The following is a 17,710-nucleotide window of genomic DNA, read 5'->3' as shown; positions in this document are numbered from 1 at the left end:
CTTAATCCAGACCCAGTACACCGCGTAATTGAGACAAATCTTCCGCCAGCGTAGTAATTGGCCCTTTCAGCGCATTGCGGTCAGCATTGGTCAGTTTGTCATAGGTTTCAAAACCGTCTTTGGTACGATATTTCGCCAGGATAGCATCGACTTTTTTGAAGTTTGCATCCACTTTTGCCAGCAGTTCAGCATTGGATTTTTGCAACTGAGGACGCAGGAGATCGACAATTTTCTGTGCGCCATCAACGTTGGCCTGGAAGTCCCACAGGTCGGTGTGACTATAGCGATCTTCTTCACCACTAATTTTGCTGGCAGCAACTTCTTCAATCAGCCCGGCAGCTCCACCAACCACTTTTGATGGTGGGAACGCCAGCTCGCTAATGCGCGTTTGCAGGTCAATAACGTCGCTGTTCAACTGCTCAGCATACTTATCCATGCCTTTGGTGGTATTGTCGCCAAACAGCGCTTTTTCCAGGCGATGGAAGCCGGTAAATTTCGGATCGGCGGCTTTTTGCTCGTAATCATCTTCACGCGCATCAATGCTGCCATCAAGGTCGGAGAACAGTTCCGCAATTGGCTCAATGCGCTCGTAGTGCTGACGTGTCGGTGCATACAGGGATTTGGCTTTCTCCAGATCGCCAGCTTTAATGGCATCAGTGAATGCTTTGGTACCCGCAACCAGCTGTGCGGTTTCTGCCGTCACATAGGCTTTATATTCGGTAATCGCGCCGCTCAGGCTCAGCAAGGCATCACTTTGCGCTGCATCCGCCGTAGCATTCCCCTTCACAATCAGCTTCCCTTTCGGGTTTGTCAGCAGACCGCAGGTCATATCATATTCACCTGGTTGCAGGTTGGCGGTCATTTTCTGGCTAAAGCCTGGCGCAATATTTTCACGCTCTTCCACCACCATGACACCTTTGAGGATCTCCCACTCCAGCGCTTTCTGGCTGTGGTTCTGGATGATGAACTGTGTTTTCCCGGCATTAACAGTGATCGTCATCGGTTCACACTGTTTGTCATTTACCGTGACTTTGACCTGTGGAATATCTGCAGCCTGTGCGGCAAATGCGGAAGTAAACAGCGCGGCAATACCCAGCTGCAGCGCACTACGGCGAAAATTAATCGTCATGACCCATCCCTACAAATAAGTATGTTGTAACTAAATGATATTCTGCATCGCGTTTTTTTAAGGTGCGGTACGAGATGCCGTAGTGCCTGAACGCGGCGGCAGTGCAAACAAAATCAGTGCCGGAATCAGGTAGATAAACCAGACTGCAACCTCACTGACGCTTGGCGCTTCCTGATACCCAAAGATCCCTTCCATTAACGTGCCGAACAGAGAGTGCGTTGAAAGAACGTTACTTATGTCAAACGCTACATCCTGGAAATGATTCCATAATCCGGCCTCGTGGAACGCACGAATGGCCCCTGCAGCAAGCCCTGCAGCCACCAGCAGAATAAACAGGCTGGTCCATTTGAAGAATGCACCGAGATTCAGTCGGATCCCACCCAGATAAATCAGGTATCCCAACACAACAGCCGTTGCCAGTCCCAGCATCGCACCTACCGGCGGCCAAATACCGACATCCTGCTGAAAAGCCGCCAGCAAGAAAAAGACCGATTCCAGCCCTTCACGGGCAACAGCAAAAAAGACCATCATCACCAGCGCCCAGCCGTGATGGTTGCTGCGCTGTAATGCGTTATCGACAGCCTGCTCCAGTTGAACTTTGACGTTACGTGAGACTTTACGCATCCAGAAGACCATCCAGGTAAGGATCACAACGGCAATGACCGCCACAATACCTTCAAATAACTCCTGTTCTTTTTGCGGAAATTCACCCGTGGTTTCATTGATGAAAATCCCCAACGCCAGACATAACGCCGCCGCCAGCAATACACCAATCCACATCACGCCAATCCAGCGGCCTCGCTGAGTTCGTTTCAGGTAACTGGCTATCAGGCTGACAATCAGCGCGGCCTCTAACCCTTCGCGCAACATAATTAGAAATGGAACGAACATGCGAAGCACCCTAAAACGTTATTCTCAGTCAACTGATGCAAAGAAAAGTAAATTACAGTGATAGTGATTATCATTACAGCAACAAAAAACTCAAGCAGAATGTTTTGAGAATGATGACTGAATGTAAACAGTTAGGAGAGTAACGGTTACTGCCTCTTTGCAAGGACAGCAAATAAACAAGCCCGCACGCAGTTAACACCACTGGGTTAAGCAAAATCAGCGGTTGAACGATCCGACGGGTAGACGACAATGCCTCATCAATTTCCTGATGGTGCTTTTTTATGCTTTCTTCCTGGCCCGACAATACCCAGATCCAGGCCGAACCCGCTTCACTTTCCTGCTTCCAGCGGTCACTACATCTCGAATGGATTTTCCAGATGATTGAATCTTATAGTTTATGACGAAGGTTGTTCTAATAATTAGACACTCACCTTATTTTGAGCGACTTTGTATAGTTACTGTTACCGGTAATGTTGAGTTATTAAATAAATATATTAAATCATCACACAAGTATTGTGTTTTTAATGTCCGATGTTGATTTTTGATTTGATCTTTTATTAATGGGAAATGTTTTTTGAATAATTCAACCATAGACATACCAAGTCCATGCTCAAGAGATTTAATCAATACGCCATCTATGTCATTTTTATTTTTTAATATTCTACATGTTGTTTTGTCTTTATTGTGTTGTTGAAGTAGAAGAATCATTTCTAATTTATCTTTTGCCGGCGCAATATTATCATTTATATAATGATAAAAAACATATAAACATTGCCCTCCACCTTGATTAATCATCTGGGATAATTGATCAGGATCAAATGACCGTATTTGTATTCTACTTTTTGATAGAGTGTTTGGTAATCCTTTAGTCAGGGTCCATGGAGACTTAACATACAGGTCCATAATTATATTGCTGCTAAGTTGTTGTCGGAACTCAGTATTGTTAAGCTCTCTACCTATTAAGTACTTCATGTTTGGAGAGCTCCATGATGAGTTGTCGATAATGGCATTAACTAAACCTGGTGCTATTTTTTCAACCATGTTTGCAATATAGCCACCATATGAAGATCCAATTAATATTATTTTGCTATTTTCCATTTCAAAATTTAATATAGCATCGTTAATTGCATTTATTATATCAAGCGCAGGTAGCAATCCGAAATTTTGATATTCATTATTTTTTGGTTCAATCATCGCAAAAATTTGAGATGTAGTGTTGTTTTTTTTTGCGCTTTCATTTATTAGTGATATTTTTTTATTGATAGATTCAGATTCATCAATAAAAAAATGTCGTGCAAGACTGTTTATGTGAGCTATATCAAATGCGGAAAATGATATTTTTCCACCGACATTTGGTCTTGAATGATAGCAAAAATACTCTACAGTCATTGTTGTTATGTCATATGTTTCAGCTATTTTTTCGCATAATCCATGAGAGTAATTACCTAGATCCCCTCCGAACCCTGGTATATAAACAAGGATTAAGTTGTCTTTTTTAGGGTTACATATATGGTAAGAGCAAGTTCTGGTTCCTGTTTGTGAAGATAATTCTATATCAGCATTTGAAATGAATGTTTTATTTATGTTTTGCACCATCGCTTGTAAAATCTCCTTTGTTTGATTCCAACAACATAAGCGACTTTTTTTTTATAAACTTAAGAAAGGGGATGTGGGAGTGTTGCTTTTAATGGGGTCCGCTTGGAAAACGATAGTTTCCCGCGTTAGGAGAATTGAGCTTAACGGGTGGTTTCATTCCAGTGAGCGGAAGCCCCTGGCTGTAAGAAATGATCAGGTTGTCCGCTAGTTTTTTGCTTACTTACACTTCTACTGCGTGGCGTACGTCATACGTCATACGTCATACGTCAACACCCAGTATCCCGTTCACTCAAAGCATCTTAAGTGAACGGTGTTACGCACGCAGCGAGCTTTAGAGATGTTGGGCAGGTTATTCTACCTGTAAACGTGACGGCGGCGCTGAGTGATAGTGGGCATCCGCCTCGGCAAAACGTTTCTGCATTGCCGCAGATGGCGCTTTACCCAACAGGCTGAAGACGACGATCCCAATGCTGCCGAAAATGAAGCCAGGGATGATTTCATACAGACCCAACCACGCGAACTGCTTCCAGACGATAACCGTCACCGCACCGATGATCATCCCTGCCAACGCGCCGTTACGGGTCATACGCGACCACATGACGGAGAACAACACGACCGGGCCAAACGCCGCACCAAAACCAGCCCAGGCGTAGCTCACCAGACCAAGTACGCGGTTTTCCGGGTTTGCCGCCAGCGCAATAGAGATTAGCGCGACAACCAGCACCATGATGCGCCCAATCCACACCAGTTCTTTCTGGCTGGCATTTTTACGCAGGAACGCTTTGTACAAATCTTCCGTAATAGCGCTGGAACACACCAACAGCTGGCAGCTCAGCGTCGACATCACTGCCGCAAGGATGGCAGACAGCAGAATACCGGCAATCCATGGGTTAAACAGGATTTGCGCCAGTTCAATAAACACACGCTCGGCGTTCTGATTGACCGCCCCCGCCAGAGACGGGTTGTTATTGAAGTAAGCGATACCAAAGAAACCAACTGCGACCGCACCCGCCAGACACAAGATCATCCAGGTCATACTGATGCGGCGTGCGTGAACAATACTATGGTGGGAATCGGCTGCCATAAAGCGCGCCAGAATGTGCGGCTGGCCGAAGTAGCCCAGACCCCAGCCCATCAGGGAAATGATGGCAACAAAGTTCAGTCCTTTGAGCATATCCACGTTCTCAATGCTCTTTTGTTTGATCACTTCCAGCGAGTCTTCAAATCCGCCCACGCCAATAATGACCATCACCGGCGTCAGGATCAGAGCAAAGATCATCAGGCTGGCCTGCACGGTATCGGTCCAGCTTACCGCGAGGAAACCACCAATAAAGGTATAAATGATTGTCGCTGCCGCACCGGCCCACAGAGCAGTTTCATAGCTCATGCCAAAGGTGCTCTCGAACAGACGCGCCCCTGCCACAATACCTGAAGCACAATAGATGGTGAAAAACAGCAGAATAACCAGCGCGGAGATAATACGCAGAATACGGCTTTTATCTTCGAAACGACCGGTAAAGTAATCCGGTAGCGTCAGGGCGTTGTTATTGTATTCAGTGTGAACACGTAGGCGACCCGCCACCAGCTTCCAGTTGATCCACGCGCCTAATGTCAGGCCGATAGCAATCCAGCTTTCTGAAATACCCGACAGGAAAATCGCGCCTGGCAGCCCCATCAGCAGCCAGCCGCTCATATCAGATGCCCCGGCGGATAACGCGGTTACAAATGGCCCCAGACTGCGCCCACCGAGAATATAGTCATCAAAGTTTTTGGTCGAACGCCATGCAATAAACCCTATCAATATCATGCCAAAAATATAGACACAGAATGTCACTAACATCGGTGTGCTAATAGCCATCAAAACTCTCCAAAATTATGTATCGGCAATGTCGTGACTTGCCGTTTTATTACCCTGCCGGAACGTGGCGAAGATATCTATGTTTACCAGGGCGACCGTATCCTGCCGGAAGCGATGGTCATTCACAATCGATTTAACACATCATTTACATCAAATTTGATCCAGATTGGATAGCATTTTTCTGGAGGTTGCACTCCCTCACATTTTTTTCGGTTGCACCTTTAAAAAGTGTTAACTACCGCAGAGAAAAAGATTTCGTTATTTTTACAACGCTCATCATAAGAACAATATTTATTAACATTTCATTCATTTTCAAGCTTGCAAACCAGGTCACATTTAACACGGTTGCACAAAGTTGCAACATGGTAGATATTTCTCGGTAACTATCAGACCCGTATTTCAGTACAACAGGAGTAAACGGCATGGGAACCACCACGATGGGGGTTAAGCTGGACGACGCCACACGCGAGCGTATTAAAACAGCAGCATCACGAATCGATCGCACACCGCACTGGCTGATTAAGCAAGCCATCTTTAATTATCTCGAAAGACTGGAAAATGACGATGCCCTTCCTGAGCTACCTGCCCTACTGGCTGGTGCAGCGAACGAGAGCGATGAAACCACCGCGCATCAGAATGAAACACACCAGCCTTTCCTGGAGTTTGCCGAACAGATCCTGCCTCAGTCTGTCTCACGTGCGGCCATCACCGCCGCGTATCGCCGCGCTGAAACTGACGCAGTACCGATGCTGATGGAGCAGGCTCGTCTGCCGCAGCCGATCGCGGAACAGGCTCATAAGCTGGCGTATCAACTCGCTGACAAACTGCGTAACCAGAAAACCGCCAGCGGCCGTGCCGGCATGGTACAGGGATTATTGCAGGAGTTCTCTCTCTCTTCACAGGAGGGCGTTGCGTTGATGTGCCTGGCGGAAGCGCTGCTGCGTATTCCTGACAAAGCCACTCGTGATGCGTTAATTCGCGACAAAATCAGCAACGGCAACTGGCAGTCGCACATTGGCCGCAGCCCGTCCCTGTTCGTGAACGCCGCAACCTGGGGGCTGCTGTTTACCGGGCGCCTGGTCTCCACGCATAACGAAGCCAGCCTCTCACGCTCGCTAAACCGCATCATCGGCAAGAGCGGCGAACCGTTGGTGCGTAAAGGCGTCGATATGGCGATGCGCTTAATGGGCGAGCAGTTTGTCACCGGGGAAACCATCGCAGAAGCGCTGGCGAATGCGCGCAAGCTGGAAGATAAAGGCTTCCGCTACTCCTATGACATGCTGGGAGAAGCCGCGCTGACCGCCGCCGATGCGCAGGCCTATATGGTCTCTTATCAGCAGGCGATCCACGCCATTGGTAAAGCCTCTAACGGTCGTGGGATTTATGAAGGCCCGGGAATTTCGATCAAGCTGTCAGCGCTGCACCCGCGCTATAGCCGCGCACAGTACGATCGCGTGATGGATGAGCTGTATCCGCGCCTGAAGTCGCTAACCCTGCTGGCGCGCCAGTACGACATCGGCATCAATATTGATGCTGAAGAAGCGGATCGCCTGGAAATCTCCCTCGACCTGCTGGAAAAACTCTGCTTTGAACCTGAACTGGCAGGCTGGAACGGTATCGGTTTTGTTATCCAGGCCTATCAGAAGCGCTGCCCGTTTGTTATCGACTACCTGATTGATCTGGCAACACGCAGCCGCCGTCGCTTGATGATCCGTCTGGTTAAAGGTGCGTACTGGGACAGCGAAATCAAGCGTGCCCAGATGGATGGACTGGAAGGTTATCCGGTCTATACCCGCAAGGTTTACACCGACGTTTCCTATCTGGCCTGTGCGAAAAAACTGCTCGCCGTACCGAACCTGATCTACCCTCAGTTCGCGACCCATAACGCGCATACGCTGGCTGCGATTTATCAGCTGGCGGGTCAGAACTACTACCCTGGACAGTACGAATTCCAGTGCTTGCATGGTATGGGTGAGCCGTTGTACGAACAGGTCACAGGCAAAGTGGCGGACGGCAAACTAAACCGCCCATGTCGTATTTATGCACCGGTGGGGACCCATGAAACGCTGCTGGCGTACCTGGTGCGTCGTCTGCTGGAGAACGGGGCTAACACCTCGTTCGTTAACCGTATTGCAGACACCACCTTGCCACTGGATGAACTGGTTGCCGATCCGGTCGAAGCCGTTGAAAAAATGGCACAACAGGAAGGCCAGGCGGGTCTGCCACATCCGAAGATTGCGCTACCGCGCGACCTGTACGGCAAGGGGCGCGATAACTCAGCCGGGCTGGATCTTGCGAACGAACATCGTCTGGCCTCGCTGTCCTCTGCTCTGCTCAATAGTGCCCTGCAAAAATGGCATGCCAAACCAATACTGGAGCATTCAGTAGCAGACGGAGAAATGATCCCCGTCATTAACCCGGCAGAACCCAAAGATATTGTGGGTTATGTACGCGAAGCCACCCATGCTGAAGTGGAGCTGGCGTTACAGAGCGCGGTAAATAATGCCCCGATCTGGTTCGCAACACCGCCACAGGAACGTGCCGCTATTCTGCAGCGTGCCGCCATTCTGATGGAAGGCCAGATGCAACAACTGATTGGTATTCTGGTGCGTGAAGCGGGTAAAACCTTTAGCAACGCCATTGCTGAGGTGCGCGAAGCCGTAGACTTCCTGCACTATTACGCAGGTCAGGTTCGTGATGATTTTGACAACGAAACGCATCGTCCGTTAGGCCCGGTCGTCTGCATCAGCCCATGGAACTTCCCGCTGGCAATTTTCACCGGACAGATTGCTGCCGCATTGGCGGCGGGTAACAGCGTGTTGGCAAAACCTGCGGAACAAACCCCGCTGATTGCCGCCCAGGGCATCGCCATCTTACTGGAGGCCGGTGTGCCGCCAGGCGTGGTGCAGTTGTTGCCTGGTCAGGGTGAAACCGTCGGGGCGCAACTCACATCCGATGAACGCGTACGCGGCGTGATGTTCACTGGCTCCACGGAAGTCGCCACGTTGTTACAACGCAATATCGCCACCCGTCTTGATGCTCAGGGTCGCCCGATCCCACTTATCGCTGAAACCGGTGGAATGAACGCGATGATCGTGGACTCCTCTGCGCTGACAGAACAGGTTGTTGTGGATGTGGTGGCCTCTGCCTTTGACAGCGCAGGACAGCGTTGCTCGGCGCTACGGGTACTGTGTCTGCAGGATGATATCGCCGATCACACGTTGAAAATGCTGCGCGGCGCAATGGCGGAATGCCGGATGGGCAATCCGGGTCGCCTGACGACCGATATAGGGCCGGTTATCGATGCTGAAGCCAAAGCGAATATTGAGCGCCATATTCAGGCGATGCGCGCCAAAGGTCGCCCGGTATTCCAGGCCGTGCGTGAAAACAGTGATGATGCGCGTGAATGGCAAACCGGAACCTTTGTTGCCCCCACGCTTATCGAACTGGAAAGCTTCGACGAGTTGCATAAAGAGGTGTTCGGTCCGGTACTGCACGTCGTGCGCTACACCCGTAACAATCTGGGCAGCCTGATTGAGCAGATTAATGCCTCCGGCTACGGTCTGACGCTGGGCGTGCATACCCGTATTGATGAAACCATCGCCCAGGTCACCGGTACGGCGCATGTAGGTAACCTCTACGTCAACCGCAATATGGTTGGCGCAGTAGTCGGCGTACAGCCATTTGGTGGTGAAGGTTTATCAGGAACCGGTCCAAAAGCGGGTGGCCCGCTCTATCTGTATCGCCTGCTGGCAAACCGCCCAGAAAATGCGCTGGGCGTAACGCTTGCCCGCCAGGATGCGGATTATCCTGTTGATGCTCAGCTCAAAGCGGCGCTTATTCAGCCTCTTGATGCGCTCACCGGGTGGGCAGCCGACCGCCCATCACTGCATGCGCTCTGTCAGCAATTTTCCGAACTGGCGCAGGCCGGGACTCAGCGTCTGCTGCCGGGTCCTACCGGGGAGCGCAACACCTGGACGCTGCTGCCACGTGAACGCGTACTGTGTATTGCGGATGACGAGCAGGATGCGCTGGTGCAGGTTGCCGCCGTGACATCTGTTGGCAGTTTGATCCTGTGGCCAGACGATGCTTTCCACCGTGAACTGGCAAAGCGTCTGCCTGCGGCTGTTTCCGGGCGCATTCAGTTTGCCAAAACCGATAACCTTACCGCGCAACCGTTCGATGCGGTTATCTTCCACGGTGATTCCGACCAGTTGCGTGCGCTGTGTGAAGCAGTCGCCGCGCGGGAAGGGGCGATTGTCTCGGTACAAGGGTTTGCCCGTGGCGAAAGCAACATTCTGCTGGAGAGGCTGTATATTGAACGCTCGCTGAGCGTCAATACCGCCGCCGCCGGGGGTAATGCCAGCCTGATGACAATCGGCTAAGGCGGGCGTTAATTAAGGCTCCGGTAACGGGTAATGCTTGTCCGTTAAGCATTATGGAGAACATGTGATTTCGGCTCAGGGTTCCGTTCACCTCAGCGGTGTCATTTCTCTGAAGCGCAGATACCCGTGAACGTGCAAGGGAGGCTCACCGCCGCCTCCCTTGCAACCCAGGCTCCCGGCGGGAAAATCGTCGCTGCGCGAGTTATTCGTCTTATTCCGTCTGCCTGTCGGGTCGGGGCCGAGCCTGCATCCCTGCAGGCCGTCCCCTCTGCCCGCATCCTTGCGGGCAGCCCCGGTCAGCCGTCAACGCCTCATCGATTTTCAGCCGGACCGGAGGCATCGCTTCAACTTTCTGACTTTCAGTTAAATCTGTTTTGCTGTTCAAACATATTCAAATAAAAATACAGGTGTCAAAGAGGGCCTGGTCCGGCTGAAAATTGCCGCCGTGTTTCCGTAAGGCCGGGAGAACCCGCAGGGATGCGGGTTCAGGGCGCGTTTTACAGGGAAGTTTCCTCGCGCCCGGCCCGGTAGCCTGAAGGAATAAGCGGAGGGAACCACGAAGTGGCAATTTTCCCGCCGGGAGCCGGGATTGTTAAGGGTACGGCGATAGTACCCTTAACACGTTCACAGGTAGTATCGTTTCAGAGAAGTGACAAACATAGGGTGAACGTAGCAATATACGGTGGCAACAGATTCATTACCTCCGGATGTTCTACTTACAGTTATCGTTATGGCATTCGTCTTCGTTAACTGAACGACATTACTCCGGTAACGGAACTTTATTTATGCAGCCAGAGGGAAGCATGAAACGAATAATACTGACATGTGCGGCACTGTTGCTCAGCAGCCAGGCACTGGCTGATGACTGTGCCAACGCCAATAACCAAATTGAAATGAATACCTGCGCTGCCGAGCAGTTCAAAGCGGCTGACGCAAAACTAAATGATACTTATCAGAATGCACTTAAGCGCGCCGCGCCTGCTCAGCGTGATCTGCTAAAAAAAGCGCAAGTGGCGTGGATAACTCTGCGGGATGCTGACTGCGCGTTAATCAGTTCCGGTGCGGAAGGCGGCAGCGTACAGTCGATGATTTCCAGCCAGTGTCTGATGGATAAAACCAACGAACGCGAAGCATTTCTCGCCTCGCTCCTGCAGTGTGAAGAAGGTGATTTAAGCTGCCCGTTACCGCCCGCCGGTTAACGCACGCGGATCCCCTCGATTATCATCCGCTGTACACTTTCAACCGTTTGGTTAAAAAAAGCGTCATCACGCAGCGTTGCGCCGGTCACTGCCTCTACCTGTGGGGCAAAATCAGCGTAATGCTGTGTTGAAGCCCAAATCATAAAGATCAGATGATGCGGATCGACCGGAGCCAGCTTCCCACTCTTTACCCATCCGGCAATCAGTGCGGATTTCTCATCAATCAGCGTTTTAAGATCGCCCGTCAACTCAGTCATCAGCAGCGGCGCTCCCGCCAGCATCTCCATACAAAACAGTCGGGAAGCCTGAGGATAATCGCGGGAAACTTCCAGTTTGAGGCGGATATACTCTTTAATTGCCACCAGCGGCGCAAAGTCTTCACGAAAAGCCTTCAATGGTGCCAGCCAGATGTCGAGGATCTGCCGCAGAACGGCAATATACAGCACCTCTTTAGACGGGTAGTAATAGAGCAAATTGGTTTTTGACACGCCCGCCTGCTCTGCCACCTGCTCCAGACGCGTGCCATGGATCCCGTACTGGGAGAAGATATTTAATGCAGCGGTTAAAATAGCCTGACGTTTAGCACTGACGGCCTGCGAGCGTTTACCTGTTTTTTTCTCTGCGCGTTGAGCCATGCGCCCTCTCCTTGTTTTGAGGGCGTCAGCATAACAAATCACGCGGTGAATGGTTACATTAAAGCGACTCCGGCGGCGCGTCTTGCGGTATGGCTTTTTTCTTATTGAACTTCAGTTCACTGACCAGGACGCCAACGATAATAAAAGCAGCGCCTAACAAAGCCAGTAGCGGTAAGCGTTCACCGGCAAGGCGACCAAAGATCCCCGCCCACACAGGTTCTCCGGTATAGATAACCGTGGCGCGTGTCGGAGATACGCTGCGCTGTGCCCAGTTCATCGTTACCTGAATAATCGCGCTAAAAATACCCAGCCCCAGAGCAACGACCAGTAACCCTGTCGACGCTGGCGGTACGGACTCTCCCGCCGGAACCATAGCAATAAACGCCACCACTGAAGCGGTTGCCAGTTGCACCACCGTGACTCGCCGCACATCCACTTTCCCAGCCCATGCGCTGATCAGAATAATTTCTGCGGCTATCGCCACCGCGCTGGCGAGCGTGATCCACTCCCCTTCACCGAGAGCGAGTAAATTACCGCCAGGTCCGGCAAGGAATATCAGCCCAATAAATGCCAGTACAATCCCGACGCACGGCATCAGTCCCGGCATACGGCCCAGGCACAGCCACTGTAAAAGCGGCACCAGTGGTACATACATGGCGGTAATAAATGCAGACTTACTGCTGGGAATATACTGTAGCCCCCAGGTTTGCAGGCTGTAACCCAGCGCAATGGATACACCGATCGCCACACCCGCTTTTACTTCCAGCCATGTCAACCCACGTAATGTGCGTAACGACAGTAGTGCCACCGCAAGCGCCGCTGTAGCAAAGCGCACGCCAACAAAGAAGAAGGGACCACTCATCGTGACGGCATACTGCACCGCCAAAAACGTTCCACCCCAGAACATGGTGATCACAATGAGGATCGCTTCCTGGGGTTTAACGGAGAAGGAATAACGAGAAAGTAATGACATGAGACACCCAATTAACCGAATGTCATTAGTCTGCGTTGTGTTTTGTTACAGTTCAACCTTGCATACAAAAAAACCGCCGGAAGAACCGGCGGCGGTGGCGATGTAACGTCTGGCAATGAAAGCTCAGCCGTCACGATATATCTAACAGACAGCACGGCAATTACGGTTTCGTGTTGCCGTGGCTATTTTTGCCCCCTTTTTTGCCTGCCTCTGAAGCGCGTTGCGGGTCATTCTTGAAGTTGCCCCCGCTGTGCTGGCCACCTTTTCGACCTGCTTCTGATGCTCTTTCGCGGTCTTCCGCAAAATTACCGGAACCGCCTCGATGGTTTGCCATTACTGACCTCCGTCATTGATTAGACATCATATTGCATAGGTGCTGAGGAGTGATACCTCACGCAGCGTTTGGGCATTGCCCTGATTATCACTGCGTGGGATTAAGCATAGTGAAGCCTGACCAGACGACCTGCTAACGGTAATATTCTGCAACAGGATCGGTAGTAATACGAAGATAATCACAGAGCGAAATCAATAAGTCTTTCTTATGACAGCTAAAATCCACCAGCTTAAAAATGTATCATTTTGCAACAAAAACCCGTGTTATAAAAATTGTTATAAATCAAAGAAATGATTGTGAAATTTGCACTCCTGGCAGTACGTCATATCTTTAAAGGTAGGTAGCGAATCGCTACGGACACGGTTAAATCGAGGAGTAGTGTAAAATGGCAAAAGTTCTGGTGCTCTATTATTCCATGTATGGACACATTGAAACCATGGCCCATGCAGTCGCAGAAGGCGCAAACAAAGTGGATGGCGCAGAAGTTATTATTAAGCGTGTGCCAGAAACTATGCAGCCGGAAATCTTCGCTAAGGCGGGCGGTAAAACACAAAACGCACCAGTCGCAACCCCGCAGGAACTGGCTGATTACGACGCTATCATTTTCGGTACCCCCACACGCTTTGGCAACATGTCCGGTCAGATGCGTACCTTCCTGGATCAGACCGGTGGACTGTGGGCTTCTGGCGGGCTTTACGGCAAACTTGCCAGCGTATTCAGCTCGACAGGAACCGGCGGCGGTCAGGAACAAACCATTACATCGACCTGGACTACGCTTGCCCACCACGGAATGGTGATTGTTCCTATTGGATACGCCGCGCAAGAACTGTTTGATGTCTCACAAGTACGCGGCGGAACTCCGTACGGTGCCACCACGATTGCCGGAGCGGATGGCTCACGGCAGCCAAGCCAGGAAGAATTATCTATTGCCCGTTACCAGGGGGAATATGTCGCAGGCCTGGCAGTAAAACTCAACGGCTAATCTTCAACAGGAGGATTCGAATGCCAACTCAAGAAGCGAAAGCCCATCGCGTCGGCGAATGGGCAAGTCTGCGCAATACATCGCCGGAAATAGCCGAAGCCATTTTTGAAGTCGCCCACTATGACGAGAAACTGGCGGAAAAAATTTGGGAAGAAGGTAGCGACGAAGTGCTAATCAAAGCCTTTGAGAAAACTGACAAAGATTCACTCTTTTGGGGTGAACAGACTATCGAACGTAAAAACGTCTAGCGCTCTGACTCCCCCGCTTCCACGGGGGAGTTTTCTTTACTTAGCCGCCTCATTCAGCACGCTATCGAATTTATCGATGGGGCAAAATCCATTGGTATCAACCGGACAACCTTTCAGTTCCAGCGTCACACGCTGTGCCGGGGATTTTAGCGTCAGAACTTCCGCATTACGCAACTGTTGCGAACTCTGATACACATACTCAATTTTCATCAGGTCACGGTTAGCATTGCTGTCGTGCCAGCGTTGAAAGACGATTTTCCCGCCGATCGGCGTACGTTCGTTCTGGTCGTGTAACTGGTAGGGTTTGAAATCCAGCGCCGTTAGCAGCGAGGCAATGTTTGAATCATGCCCCACCAGCACGGTAATTTTCGGCGCTTTCGTCCGTTCAGTCACCAGCGCATTGTCGATATATTTCACCAGCGGTTTAGCGACGTTCTGTGCAACTTCCGGCGAGGTGAACAGACTGTCCTGATAGCCGTTTTTCAGTTTCGACAGCACCTTCCACTGTTGGTCGGATTTAATCTCACCCCAGGCCACATCGTCCATCGGGAAGCCTTCGTAATATTGCAAAGTGAACGCATCCACCAGCGAATTACCCACCTTCAACGGTCCTGAAACACCGGGCTCCTGTTGATACTTCGCGCTGAACGTGTCTTTGGCGTCGATCAGGGAGCATTGCTGTTTTTCTTTACAGGACGGTGAGTCCTTATAGTTTGTCATTTGCTCAAGCAACTTGTAGCTGTCATTAAGCTGCATTTTGCTGCGCTCTTTTTCCATAGCCTGAACGGCCTGCTGACTAAAAGCGGCGGAATCATCAGTGATAACCGGATTGAAGGTTGGGTCCATGGTGCCCATTTTTTCCTGATGATGCACCGGAACATCACACCCAGGGAAAGCACCGGTTACGAAGAATTGTGCGGTCGCGACCGTACGCTGCAAGCTGTTAGCATAGGTATACACCGTATCAGGGGCCGGACATTCACCGGATTTCACCATCCCCTGCTCTGCCAGCCATTCACGCATGTAATGACCCATGTAGATTTCCAGCACGCCGCCTTTAGTGGTGAGTTGGCCACCCGGAACCTCCCATTGTGGCCATTGCTTTGGCGTAGACTGCTCAAGAACGCTGCCATTATTGGCTAAAGGTGCACGTAAGTTATGTCGACTCATCATCAATACTTGCTGAAGCTGATAGCCTTCCGGCGTTGTCTGCGCCTGTGCGGCGGATGACAATAAGACAACACCTGCCACGGCGGCGGCAATTAACGACTTTTTCATCCCTACGACCTCTTGTTGTTATCAATTCCTCAAGAGTGTGACAGAAATATGTCATTTTTCCGGGAACGCTTTCGCAAAACAGGAGATCTACCGCACAACTTTGATGCCAAATTCCGTCTGGAGTTTGCGGATCCCAAGCGGAGTGAACGTGACATGGCGACTGCCCGACTGCGTTTTAATCCACTTCTGTTCGGAAAACCAACGCAGAAGCGTTGCGCCGAGCACACCGCCTGGATGGTAGCGTCGCTCACTCCAGTCCAGACAGCCGCAGCTGAATTTTCGCCGGGATGAACCCACAGCCAGGACAATCCCCATCTCCGTCAGCATTTCCTGCCCAAGTTTGGTCAGCGTTTCGCCATCAGACGTTAGCCATTGCCGGGCAACCAGCGTATCAAAAAGCATTACCGCAACTTCACCGGCCAGATGGTCATAACAGGTTCGGGCATGCCGCAAACTCAGCGGCGTGGTAATTTTTCGTGGCGTTGATGTTGCCCATGCCACCCCCATCAAACGTTCCAGCAGTTCGGCGATCTCCGTTCCTGCGAGGCGAAAATAACGATGCCGGCCCTGAGCGAGCGCAACAACGAATCGCTGCTCGCACAGACGTGCCAGGTGCGCACTGGCGGTGGAAGCTGACACATCAGCCACAGCGCTAAGTTCGGTTGCGGTCCAGGCTCGGCCATCCATCAGGGCGCACAACATGCGCGAGCGCGATTTATCGGCCATCACTGCCGCAGTAAGCGCCATCCGCGACTCCAGCTCGCCCTCTTCATCATTGAGCATTACCGATGCCATTACTTCTCCCCACCGCCTGATCGTTGGAATTAACATGCCATGAAATCACCATAAAGTCATAGCTGGACTCACGCCGCGCGCAGCATCATTTCCACACCCAGCCCTACCAGGCAGAACAGAAAACAGTGTTTGAACACCACAGGAGAAATCAGCCGCCGCACACGGGTTCCAACCCACTGGCCCAGCAGCGCAGGAATAATGGCAAACGCCGATAAGCTCAGCGACTGAATGGGCAATGCATTGTGCCACCACAAACCCAACGCGAGAGCCAGCGTCGAAAAGGTAAAAGAGATCCCGAGCGCCTGCACCAGCTCATCTTTTTCAAACCCCAAAGACTGGATCCATGGCACAGCAGGCATAACAAAGACACCAGTGCCACCGGTCAATAAACCGGTCACAAATCCAATGACGAGGGAAAGCGGTTTTTCACGTTGCGGATCCACGGCGATTTTCTTTCCCGCCAGCGTCCAGACGGCATAGACAACCAGCGCCACGCCAAGCGCAAACTGAGTTCGGGTCGTGTTGCCCGCGGTGATCCAGACACTGGCAAGCAGAGTGGATATGACGACCATCAACAACATTGGCCACAGCCGTTGCAGCAACCTGCCTGTATTACCCCCGCCGCCAAACTGAAACACATTGCTTATCAGAGAAGGCAACAGCAGCATTGCCGCAGCGGCAACCGGAGAGATGAGCGAGCCGAGGATCCCCATAGCCACCGTGGGCAACCCCATGCCGGTTACGCCTTTCACCATGCCCGCCAGCACAAACGTAGCAGCAATCATTATTACCAGGGATGGGTCATTCGCATATACATTGGCCATTCTTCACTTTCCCGCAATAGAAGATAAGCCAGTTTGTACGCTAATAGTAATGCTTGCTTCGTCGGGCGACGAAATATGCCATCCGGTTATTCGGAGATAATCACTTCGCGACGGATATTACGCACACAATATAAGGTCCCGTCGGTAAGGTACAATTGATGAAAACGTGTGTTATCTGGAATGTTGTGTAAAAGGGAACGCTCAGTATCAATGAACTCTTTTTGTATCCGATAATGAACTGCGTCATCAGTTTCAAAGGAGACATATTCCCGTGTGGTATACGGTTTACTTTTTAATTTTACATACACAATGTATTGCACCGTACTGAACGTCAGCCCGGTTTTTGCAGCAATCTCTTTCAGATTTAATGGTTCAGAAGACGCATAGAGAGCTTGTACCTGTTCAATGCGTTTTTGATTGTAAGCCGACACCCGCAGGCCGATTTTCAGTCGATACGCCATATTACGCACAACCGTAATATTGGTGCAAAGCATCTGCGCAATCTGCTCCGTTGTGAGAACTCCTGCGTTTTCACGCAGGACGGTCAGACTCTCTTCATTCCACCTAAATGCCATTTAGCGCT

Annotated in this window: 15 protein-coding genes; 4 read left to right on the top strand and 11 right to left on the bottom strand. The window is 50.9% G+C overall.

The annotated features are described in order from the left end of the window. Nucleotide 1: 1 nt before the first annotated feature. The 4 genes from efeO to putP form a co-directional block, all read right to left on the bottom strand. Entirely contained in the window at nucleotides 2-1,129 is a 1,128-nt protein-coding gene (gene efeO, locus AACS05_RS08675) for an iron uptake system protein EfeO (RefSeq protein WP_045441524.1), read from the bottom strand. Nucleotides 1,130-1,186: 57 nt separating this feature from the next. Beyond that, nucleotides 1,187-2,020 carry an iron uptake transporter permease EfeU gene (gene efeU / locus AACS05_RS08670; protein WP_045441522.1) on the bottom strand — a complete coding sequence of 278 codons (834 nt, stop codon included), beginning with the start codon at nucleotides 2,018-2,020 and terminating at the stop codon, nucleotides 1,187-1,189. 432 nt (nucleotides 2,021-2,452) lie between these two features. Beyond that, nucleotides 2,453-3,616, bottom strand: coding sequence for a DUF2920 family protein (locus AACS05_RS08665; protein ID WP_045441520.1), 1,164 nt, complete (start codon nucleotides 3,614-3,616; stop codon nucleotides 2,453-2,455). A gap of 349 nt (nucleotides 3,617-3,965) precedes the next feature. Then, nucleotides 3,966-5,474, bottom strand: a complete 1,509-nt coding sequence (gene putP, locus AACS05_RS08660; RefSeq protein WP_045441517.1) for a sodium/proline symporter PutP — start codon at nucleotides 5,472-5,474, stop codon at nucleotides 3,966-3,968. Nucleotides 5,475-5,896: 422 nt separating this feature from the next. Between putP and putA the strand changes: the two genes are divergently transcribed. Both putA and AACS05_RS08650 read left to right on the top strand, forming a co-directional pair. Next, nucleotides 5,897-9,859: a trifunctional transcriptional regulator/proline dehydrogenase/L-glutamate gamma-semialdehyde dehydrogenase gene (gene putA / locus AACS05_RS08655; RefSeq protein WP_045441515.1), complete on the top strand. Its 3,963-nt coding sequence runs from the start codon at nucleotides 5,897-5,899 to the stop codon at nucleotides 9,857-9,859. Nucleotides 9,860-10,662: 803 nt separating this feature from the next. Beyond that, nucleotides 10,663-11,058, top strand: coding sequence for a lysozyme inhibitor LprI family protein (locus tag AACS05_RS08650; protein ID WP_045449555.1), 396 nt, complete (start codon nucleotides 10,663-10,665; stop codon nucleotides 11,056-11,058). Here the strand turns inward: AACS05_RS08650 and rutR are convergent. The 3 genes from rutR to AACS05_RS08635 all read right to left on the bottom strand — a co-directional run bounded on the left by rutR (nucleotide 11,055) and on the right by AACS05_RS08635 (nucleotide 13,000). Beyond that, nucleotides 11,055-11,693 carry an HTH-type transcriptional regulator RutR gene (gene rutR, locus AACS05_RS08645; protein WP_045441513.1) on the bottom strand — a complete coding sequence of 213 codons (639 nt, stop codon included), beginning with the start codon at nucleotides 11,691-11,693 and terminating at the stop codon, nucleotides 11,055-11,057. The two genes, AACS05_RS08650 and rutR, sit on opposite strands and share 4 nt — an antisense overlap. 58 nt (nucleotides 11,694-11,751) lie before the next feature. Further along, nucleotides 11,752-12,666 carry a DMT family transporter gene (locus tag AACS05_RS08640; protein ID WP_045441512.1) on the bottom strand — a complete coding sequence of 305 codons (915 nt, stop codon included), beginning with the start codon at nucleotides 12,664-12,666 and terminating at the stop codon, nucleotides 11,752-11,754. Nucleotides 12,667-12,826: 160 nt separating this feature from the next. Beyond that, nucleotides 12,827-13,000, bottom strand: a complete 174-nt coding sequence (locus AACS05_RS08635) for a general stress protein (protein WP_045441510.1) — start codon at nucleotides 12,998-13,000, stop codon at nucleotides 12,827-12,829. A gap of 385 nt (nucleotides 13,001-13,385) precedes the next feature. Between AACS05_RS08635 and wrbA the strand changes: the two genes are divergently transcribed. Then, the gene (wrbA, locus tag AACS05_RS08630) at nucleotides 13,386-13,982 is read left to right on the top strand and encodes an NAD(P)H:quinone oxidoreductase (RefSeq protein ID WP_045441508.1); all 597 of its coding nucleotides are present in this window, start codon (nucleotides 13,386-13,388) and stop codon (nucleotides 13,980-13,982) included. Nucleotides 13,983-14,002: 20 nt separating this feature from the next. Continuing rightward, nucleotides 14,003-14,230, top strand: a complete 228-nt coding sequence (locus AACS05_RS08625; RefSeq protein ID WP_003036015.1) for a YccJ family protein — start codon at nucleotides 14,003-14,005, stop codon at nucleotides 14,228-14,230. A gap of 36 nt (nucleotides 14,231-14,266) precedes the next feature. Here the strand turns inward: AACS05_RS08625 and agp are convergent, their stop codons facing one another. From agp to AACS05_RS08605, 4 genes are all read right to left on the bottom strand, one after another. After that, the gene (gene agp, locus AACS05_RS08620; RefSeq protein WP_045441506.1) at nucleotides 14,267-15,508 is read right to left on the bottom strand and encodes a bifunctional glucose-1-phosphatase/inositol phosphatase; all 1,242 of its coding nucleotides are present in this window, start codon (nucleotides 15,506-15,508) and stop codon (nucleotides 14,267-14,269) included. 87 nt (nucleotides 15,509-15,595) lie between these two features. Further along, entirely contained in the window at nucleotides 15,596-16,303 is a 708-nt protein-coding gene (locus AACS05_RS08615; RefSeq protein ID WP_045441504.1) for an ArsR/SmtB family transcription factor, read from the bottom strand. A gap of 68 nt (nucleotides 16,304-16,371) precedes the next feature. Then, on the bottom strand, nucleotides 16,372-17,127 hold the full coding sequence (locus AACS05_RS08610; RefSeq protein WP_045441502.1) for a sulfite exporter TauE/SafE family protein: 756 nt from the start codon (nucleotides 17,125-17,127) through the stop codon (nucleotides 16,372-16,374). A gap of 86 nt (nucleotides 17,128-17,213) precedes the next feature. Further along, nucleotides 17,214-17,702 (bottom strand): hypothetical protein, encoded by a 489-nt coding sequence (locus AACS05_RS08605; RefSeq protein ID WP_045441500.1) that lies wholly within the window; start codon nucleotides 17,700-17,702, stop codon nucleotides 17,214-17,216. Between the last annotated feature and the right edge of the window lie 8 nt (nucleotides 17,703-17,710).

It is taken from the genome of Citrobacter sp. S-77, from assembly GCF_963864895.1.
GTDB lineage: Bacteria > Pseudomonadota > Gammaproteobacteria > Enterobacterales > Enterobacteriaceae > Citrobacter > Citrobacter murliniae.
This window is presented reverse-complemented; position numbering and strand designations above follow the sequence as displayed.

Bases quoted from the DNA above. Each gene is read 5' to 3' on its own strand.
- efeO (WP_045441524.1), bottom strand. From the start codon at position 1,129: ATGACGATTAATTTTCGCCGTAGTGCGCTGCAGCTGGGTATTGCCGCG.
- putA (WP_045441515.1), top strand. From the start codon at position 5,897: ATGGGAACCACCACGATGGGGGTTAAGCTGGACGACGCCACACGCGAG.
- AACS05_RS08610 (WP_045441502.1), bottom strand. From the start codon at position 17,127: ATGGCCAATGTATATGCGAATGACCCATCCCTGGTAATAATGATTGCT.
- AACS05_RS08665 (WP_045441520.1), bottom strand. From the start codon at position 3,616: ATGGTGCAAAACATAAATAAAACATTCATTTCAAATGCTGATATAGAA.
- wrbA (WP_045441508.1), top strand. From the start codon at position 13,386: ATGGCAAAAGTTCTGGTGCTCTATTATTCCATGTATGGACACATTGAA.
- AACS05_RS08635 (WP_045441510.1), bottom strand. From the start codon at position 13,000: ATGGCAAACCATCGAGGCGGTTCCGGTAATTTTGCGGAAGACCGCGAA.
- rutR (WP_045441513.1), bottom strand. From the start codon at position 11,693: ATGGCTCAACGCGCAGAGAAAAAAACAGGTAAACGCTCGCAGGCCGTC.
- efeU (WP_045441522.1), bottom strand. From the start codon at position 2,020: ATGTTCGTTCCATTTCTAATTATGTTGCGCGAAGGGTTAGAGGCCGCG.
- AACS05_RS08640 (WP_045441512.1), bottom strand. From the start codon at position 12,666: ATGTCATTACTTTCTCGTTATTCCTTCTCCGTTAAACCCCAGGAAGCG.
- AACS05_RS08625 (WP_003036015.1), top strand. From the start codon at position 14,003: ATGCCAACTCAAGAAGCGAAAGCCCATCGCGTCGGCGAATGGGCAAGT.
- AACS05_RS08605 (WP_045441500.1), bottom strand. From the start codon at position 17,702: ATGGCATTTAGGTGGAATGAAGAGAGTCTGACCGTCCTGCGTGAAAAC.
- putP (WP_045441517.1), bottom strand. From the start codon at position 5,474: ATGGCTATTAGCACACCGATGTTAGTGACATTCTGTGTCTATATTTTT.
- AACS05_RS08615 (WP_045441504.1), bottom strand. From the start codon at position 16,303: ATGGCATCGGTAATGCTCAATGATGAAGAGGGCGAGCTGGAGTCGCGG.
- AACS05_RS08650 (WP_045449555.1), top strand. From the start codon at position 10,663: ATGAAACGAATAATACTGACATGTGCGGCACTGTTGCTCAGCAGCCAG.
- agp (WP_045441506.1), bottom strand. From the start codon at position 15,508: ATGAAAAAGTCGTTAATTGCCGCCGCCGTGGCAGGTGTTGTCTTATTG.